The 5,970-nt window shown below is 71.9% G+C and carries 5 protein-coding genes and 1 pseudogene; 3 read left to right on the forward strand and 3 right to left on the reverse strand.

Features of this window, described 5'->3' with window-relative positions:
- Positions 1-122 precede the first annotated feature (122 nt).
- Together ACFC1X_RS40485 and ACFC1X_RS40490 are read right to left on the reverse strand one after the other, a co-directional pair.
- Positions 123-1,652, reverse strand: a complete 1,530-nt coding sequence (locus tag ACFC1X_RS40485) for a hypothetical protein (protein WP_376364700.1) — start codon at positions 1,650-1,652, stop codon at positions 123-125.
- 92 nt (positions 1,653-1,744) lie between these two features.
- Positions 1,745-1,954 (reverse strand): hypothetical protein, encoded by a 210-nt coding sequence (locus ACFC1X_RS40490; protein ID WP_376364702.1) that lies wholly within the window; start codon positions 1,952-1,954, stop codon positions 1,745-1,747.
- A 132-nt stretch (positions 1,955-2,086) separates the two neighbouring features.
- On the opposite strand from ACFC1X_RS40490, the gene ACFC1X_RS40495 reads away from it, so the two are divergent.
- Positions 2,087-3,061: a carbohydrate kinase family protein gene (locus ACFC1X_RS40495; protein WP_122620517.1), complete on the forward strand. Its 975-nt coding sequence runs from the start codon at positions 2,087-2,089 to the stop codon at positions 3,059-3,061.
- A gap of 58 nt (positions 3,062-3,119) precedes the next feature.
- Here the strand turns inward: ACFC1X_RS40495 and ACFC1X_RS40500 are convergent, their stop codons facing one another.
- Positions 3,120-4,502 (reverse strand): cysteine desulfurase/sulfurtransferase TusA family protein, encoded by a 1,383-nt coding sequence (locus ACFC1X_RS40500; RefSeq protein WP_376364705.1) that lies wholly within the window; start codon positions 4,500-4,502, stop codon positions 3,120-3,122.
- Positions 4,503-4,802: 300 nt separating this feature from the next.
- On the opposite strand from ACFC1X_RS40500, the gene coxB reads away from it, so the two are divergent.
- Together coxB and ACFC1X_RS40510 are read left to right on the forward strand one after the other, a co-directional pair.
- Positions 4,803-5,762 carry a cytochrome c oxidase subunit II gene (gene coxB / locus ACFC1X_RS40505; protein ID WP_376364708.1) on the forward strand — a complete coding sequence of 320 codons (960 nt, stop codon included), beginning with the start codon at positions 4,803-4,805 and terminating at the stop codon, positions 5,760-5,762.
- Positions 5,759-5,970, forward strand: a pseudogene (locus ACFC1X_RS40510) (cytochrome ubiquinol oxidase subunit I); the annotation flags it as partial. The gene coxB and the pseudogene ACFC1X_RS40510, both read left to right, overlap by 4 nt.

Consider the following 5,970-nt stretch of genomic DNA (forward strand, 5'->3'; position numbering starts at 1 on the left):
CGGCCCCGGGGTCCCACCAGGCCGGGCGGGCGGGCCCCCCCCGCCCCCCCCCCCCCGGGGGGGGGGGGGCCGGGGCCCCCCCCCCGCCGCCCCCCGCCCTCTTCCGTTTCACGCGCCCGGTGTCACCGGCCCCCGGACGGCGCCGGCAGCCGCGCGCCGGGCTTGTGCAGCGGGACCTTCTCGCCGTCCGTGCCCACGACCTTCCGGTCGCCGAGCGGTTCGTCGAGCCGCACCGTGCGCTCGTACTCCTTGGCGATCAGGATGCACACCTTGTCCGGATGCGGGGTCTCGGTCACCGTCACGGTCACCTCCCCGTCCTCCTCCTTGGCCTTCGCCTCGTAGTCCGCGCACACCCCGCCCGTGAAGTGCACGGTCAGCTCTCCGCCCGCGGCCGTGTAACCGTTCACCCGCACGTCCCGCGGCTCGCCCGGCTTCGAGGTCGGCTTGTCGGACGGGGACGGCGAGGCCGGGGCCGCGGTGGTCAGGTACTTCGGCTCGACCGCCGGATACGTGACCGTGGAGCTGTCCTCCGCGCCCGGCGCGCGCACCTCGAACAGCCAGGACGGCACCAGCGTCTGCCGCCCCCGCACCGGATGCGCGGCGAGACCGAACACCGCGTCCTCGACCGTGACCGTCTGCTTCCCCGGCTTCTCGGGCTTCTCCGGTGAGCCGGTCGGCGGCGCGCACGGCGTGTCCGCGCCGTCCTCGTGCGGCACCGGGCTCGCGCAGCCCCCGATGCCCCCGACGCCGGGCCCGGAACCGCCGCCCGGCGAGTTCAGCAGCGCCAGGGCCTCCTTCGCGTCCAGGACGGGGTACGTGTCCCCCTTCACCGGCGCCTTGACCTGGCCGCTGCCGCCGACCACGTCGCCCTGGGCGCCGACGACCACGCCGGTCGTCCAGCCCTGCGTGGGCAGCCCGCCGACCTCGGGTTCGGCGTTCACGGCCCGCCGGGCGCCCATGACCTGGCCCGCGTCCAGCTTGGCGTCGTCCTGGCCCAGCGCCTTCAGCACCGGCGCCGCCGCCTTCTTCGCGGCCGCCTCGCTCACCGGGCTGCCGTCGGCGGACGGGGCCTGGCACACGGGGCCCTTCTTGCAGTCGTCGGTGCCGGGTGTGTAGCGGTGGAAGGTCCAGGTGCCCGGCGCCTGCGTGGTCACCGTCAGCAGGGGTCCCGAGCCGTCCTTGGCGTTGCCGACCTTCCAGGCCCCGCCCTGGACGCGCGGTGCGCCCGCCACTCCGAGCGCCTTCGCCAGCCGGGCCACCTCCGCCTCGGTGACCTCGCCCTTCGTCCGGTACACGGGCGCCGAGCCGGGACCCTCGGGGAGGGAGCCGTCGGCGCGGTAGGTGACGCCGTACGGGTTGGGCTCACCGGGCGCGATGCCGTTCGTTCCGTCCGTACCGCTGCCGGGGGACGTCCCGTGGCCGTCCAGGGCCAGCGGCGGGGGAGTGTCGTCGCCCGACGCCCCGGACGCCGTACCGCCGTCCGGGTCGCTGTCCGAGGCGGACGTGGCCAGGTAGGCACCGCCCGTGCCGACCAGCAGCACGGCGGCGGCGACCGACGCGACGACGACCGCGGAGGGACGCCGTCGCGCGGGACGCCCGGTGCCGGCCTCGTCGGCGGCGGTGGCGTCGTTGTCGGGTCGCTCGCTGTTCACCGCATCGCTCCTTCAGCTGTTACTGGGGACAGCGATGGGACGCGGTGGGCGGGCATCCGGTTCCCGGTGGCGGCGCGCGTCGCCCGAACGGCTCAGTCGCCGTAGTCCGACATCGCCTCCAGCAACCGGGCCGACGTCTGCGGCACCCGTACGCCGTGGAGCAGTGAGACGGGCACCGGACGGGTGGAGACGTGAGCCGGGGCCGACCAGCGCGGGGTCATCCGGGCGCAGTCACCGCGCAGCGACGCGAGGTCGCCGTCCAGGTCGGCCGGGGCGGGGTCGGCGGTCCTCAGGTTCGTCATAACAGAACCGTAGGCACGTCACGGACCGCGAAGAAAGTTGTACTACCGGGTAGTTTTGCCTGCTTCGATCGGGAGGCGGTCCCGGGTAGCGTGAACTGTCAACCCGCCTCCCCTCAGGAGAGAGTCCACGCCGTGCGCATCGCAGTCACCGGCTCCATCGCCACCGACCACCTCATGACCTTTCCCGGCCGATTCTCCGACCAGCTCGTCGCGGACCAGCTGCACACGGTCTCGCTCTCCTTCCTGGTCGACCAGCTGGACGTACGCCGGGGCGGCGTCGCCGCGAACATCGCCTTCGGCATGGGCCAGCTCGGCATCCGGCCGATCCTGGTCGGCGCGGCCGGCTCGGACTTCGCCGAGTACCGCGCCTGGCTGGACCGGCACGGCGTCGACACCGGCTCGGTGCGCATCTCCGAGACCCTGCACACCGCCCGCTTCGTCTGCACCACCGACGCCGACCACAACCAGATCGGCTCCTTCTACACGGGCGCGATGAGCGAGGCCCGCCTCATCGAGCTGAAGACCGTCGCCGACCGCGTGGGCGGCCTCGACCTGGTCTCCATCGGCGCCGACGACCCGGAGGCGATGCTCCGGCACACCGAGGAGTGCCGCGCGCGGTCCATCCCCTTCGCCGCGGACTTCTCCCAGCAGATCGCCCGGATGAACGGCGACGAGATCCGGATACTGCTGGACGGGGCGACCTACCTCTTCTCCAACGAGTACGAGAAGGGGCTCATCGAGACCAAGACCGGCTGGACGGACGAGGAGATCCTCGGCCGCGTGGGTCACCGCGTCACCACCCTCGGCGCCCGGGGCGTGCGGATCGAGCGGGCCGGCGAGGAGACCATCGAGGTCGGCGTGCCCGACGAGGAGCGCAAGGCCGACCCGACGGGGGTCGGGGACGCCTTCCGTGCCGGGTTCATGTCGGGACTGGCGTGGGGGGTTTCGCTGGAGCGGGCGGCGCAGGTGGGCTGCATGCTGGCGACTCTCGTCATCGAGACGGTGGGTACGCAGGAGTACCAGCTGCGTCGGGGGCACTTCATGGAGCGGTTCACCAAGGCGTATGGGGACGAGGCCGCGGAAGAGGTTCGGGGGCGGCTGGGCTGATTGGCCGGGTGCGGGTGTGTGGGGGCTGGTCGCGCAGTTCCCCGCGCCCCTAAGGGCGTCACCTGATCCGGCGGACCAGGTAAGCCGTTCCTCTTTCTGTCTGCTCCTCGCCTACGTACTCCTGATCCCGCATCTCGCACCACGCCGGGATGTCCAGGCGGGCGGCCTCGTCGTCGGAGAGGACTCGGACCGTGCCGCCGACGGGGACGTCTGCGATGACCTTGGCCAGTTCGATGACCGGGACGGGGCAGCGGCGGCCGATCGCGTCCACGACGAGGTCCGCGCCGGTCTCCGGGGCGGGCTCCGTCGTCGTCGGAGCCCCCAGCCTCTCCCGCACGGCGGCCACCGTGCCCGGCAGCACCTCCAGGAACCGCTCGACGTCCTCGGCGGGCGTGCCCGGCGGCAGCGACACCCGGACGTTGCCCTCGGTGAGCACGCCCATCGCCTTCAGGACGTGGCTCGGCGTCAGGGTGCTGCTGGTGCAGGACGAACCGGAGGAGACGGAGAAGCCCGCGCGGTCCAGCTCGTGCAGCAAGGTCTCCCCGTCGACATAGAGACACGAGAAGGTGACGACCCCGGGCAGCCGCCGCACCGCGTCGCCGACCACCTCCACGTCCGGCACCAGGCCCGGTACCCGCGCCCGGATCCGCTCCGTCAGCTCCCGCAGCCGGGCCGCCTCCTCGGCCGCCTCGGCCCGCACCGCCCGCAGTGACGCCGCCGCCGCCACGATCGCCGGGAGGTTCTCGAAACCGGGCGCCCGCCCCGACTCCCGCTCGTCCCCGGCCCCTTGCGGCGCGAACCGCACCCCCTTGCGGACGGCCAGCAGCCCGACCCCGGACGGCCCACCCCACTTGTGCGCGCTCGCCGCGAGCAGCGACCAGTCACCCGGCACCTTCCCCCAGCCCAGCGACTGGGCCGCGTCCACCAGCAGCGGCACACCCGCCGCCCGGCAGACCTCCGCCACCTCCGCCACCGGCTGCTCGGTGCCGACCTCGTGATTGGCCGACTGGAGACAGGCCAGCGCGGTCTCGCCGGTCAGGGCCGCCGCGTACGCCGCCGGATCCACCGCGCCCGTCCGGTCCACGGGGACCTGGGTGACGGTCCCGCCGTTCCGCTCCATTTCCTCCGCCGCATGGAGTACGGAGGAGTGTTCGACGGCGGACACGATCAGGTGGCTTCCGACGCGCCGCCGCCCGGCCAGCGCGCCCGCCACCCCTGAATGCACCGCCCGCGTCCCCGAAGGGGTGAACACCAACTCGTCCGCCCGGCACCCCACCGCCTCGGCGGCGGCCTCCCGAGCCGCATCCAGCAACAACCGAGCCCGCCGCCCCTCCCGGTACAGCCGCGCAGGATCGGCCCACCCCTCATCAAGAGAGGCCAGCAGCGCCTGCCGAGCAACGGAATGAAGGGGAGCAGCGGAAGCAGCATCGAAGTAGGCCACACAGCAACGCTAGAACGCCGGGTGGCACAGCGCCCCACCAGGGGCGCGGGGAACTGCGCGCCCAACCACGACGCACCGTCAGCCGCCAACGAACCCCCGCCCCCACCCCCGTAGGCACCCCATCCCACCCTTAAAGAGTGACCCCCGGCGCGTATGCCACCCTCCCCGCGACCCCCCGGAGGGCGTCGGCTAGGGTTTGGTCCGCATAAACATCAAACCCCTGCCCGACGCAGGGCGGCGACCGACCACCGAGAAGGCCGCAGCCGAACAGCGCGGGCGAGACTCTCGGGAAGGCGCTACGTGAGTCCCAACGGCTCCGACCGCTCGCCGCGGCGCCCGATGCGGCGGAAGCTGCTGCAGGCACTGACCGCGGGCCTGGTCCTGGCGACCGCCACAGGTTGCACATACGAGGACTTCCCCCGCCTCGGCATGCCCACCCCAACCACGGAAGAGGCTCCGCGGATCCTCTCCCTGTGGCAGGGGTCCTGGGCTGCCGCGCTGGCCACCGGCGTGCTGGTGTGGGGCCTGATCCTGTGGAGTGTGTTCTTCCACCGGCGCAGCCGCACCAAGGTCGAGGTCCCTCCACAGACCAGGTACAACCTGCCCATCGAGGCGCTGTACACCATGGTTCCGCTCGTCATCGTCTCGGTGCTGTTCTACTTCACCGCGCGTGACGAGTCCGAGCTCCTGAGCCTCAAGAAGAAGCCCGACGTCACGGTGAACGTGGTCGGCTTCCAGTGGAGCTGGTGCTTCAACTACGTCGAGAGCGTCAACGGTTCCTCCGGTGACGCCAAGACCTCCGAGGAACTGTCCGCCATCCCGGACCGGTTCAAGGAGGACTTCCCGGCGAACGCCGGCGGCACCTACGACTGCGGTACCCCGAGCACGCGGAACCCGCAGACCGACAACCCCGGTCCGACCCTCTGGCTCCCCAAGGGCAAGACGGTTCGCTTCGTCCTGACCTCGCGTGACGTCATCCACTCCTTCTGGGTGGTGCCGTTCCTCATGAAGCAGGACGTCATTCCGGGCCACACCAACGCCTTCGAGGTGACTCCCAACAAGGAGGGCACCTTCCTCGGCAAGTGCGCCGAGCTGTGCGGCGTGGACCACTCCCGGATGCTGTTCAACGTGAAGGTCGTCTCCCCGGAGCGCTACGAGCAGCACCTCCAGGACCTCGTGAAGAAGGGGCAGACCGGTTACGTTCCCGCAGGCATCGCGCAGACGAGCCACGAGAAGAACCGGGAGACGAACAACCTGTGAGCATCCTCAACGAACCCCAGGGTGCCTCGGCAGCGGAGGACTCGTACGAGAACGAGCTGCCGGTACGGCGCAAGCAGCCCGGCAACGTCGTGATCAAGTGGTTGACGACCACTGACCACAAGACGATCGGCACGCTGTATCTGGTGACGTCGTTCGCGTTCTTCTGCATCGGTGGCGTGATGGCGCTGTTCATGCGCGCCGAGCTGGC

Origin of the sequence: Streptomyces sp. NPDC056128 (assembly GCF_042263835.1) — a bacterium.
Classification (GTDB): Bacteria; Actinomycetota; Actinomycetes; order Streptomycetales; family Streptomycetaceae; genus Streptomyces.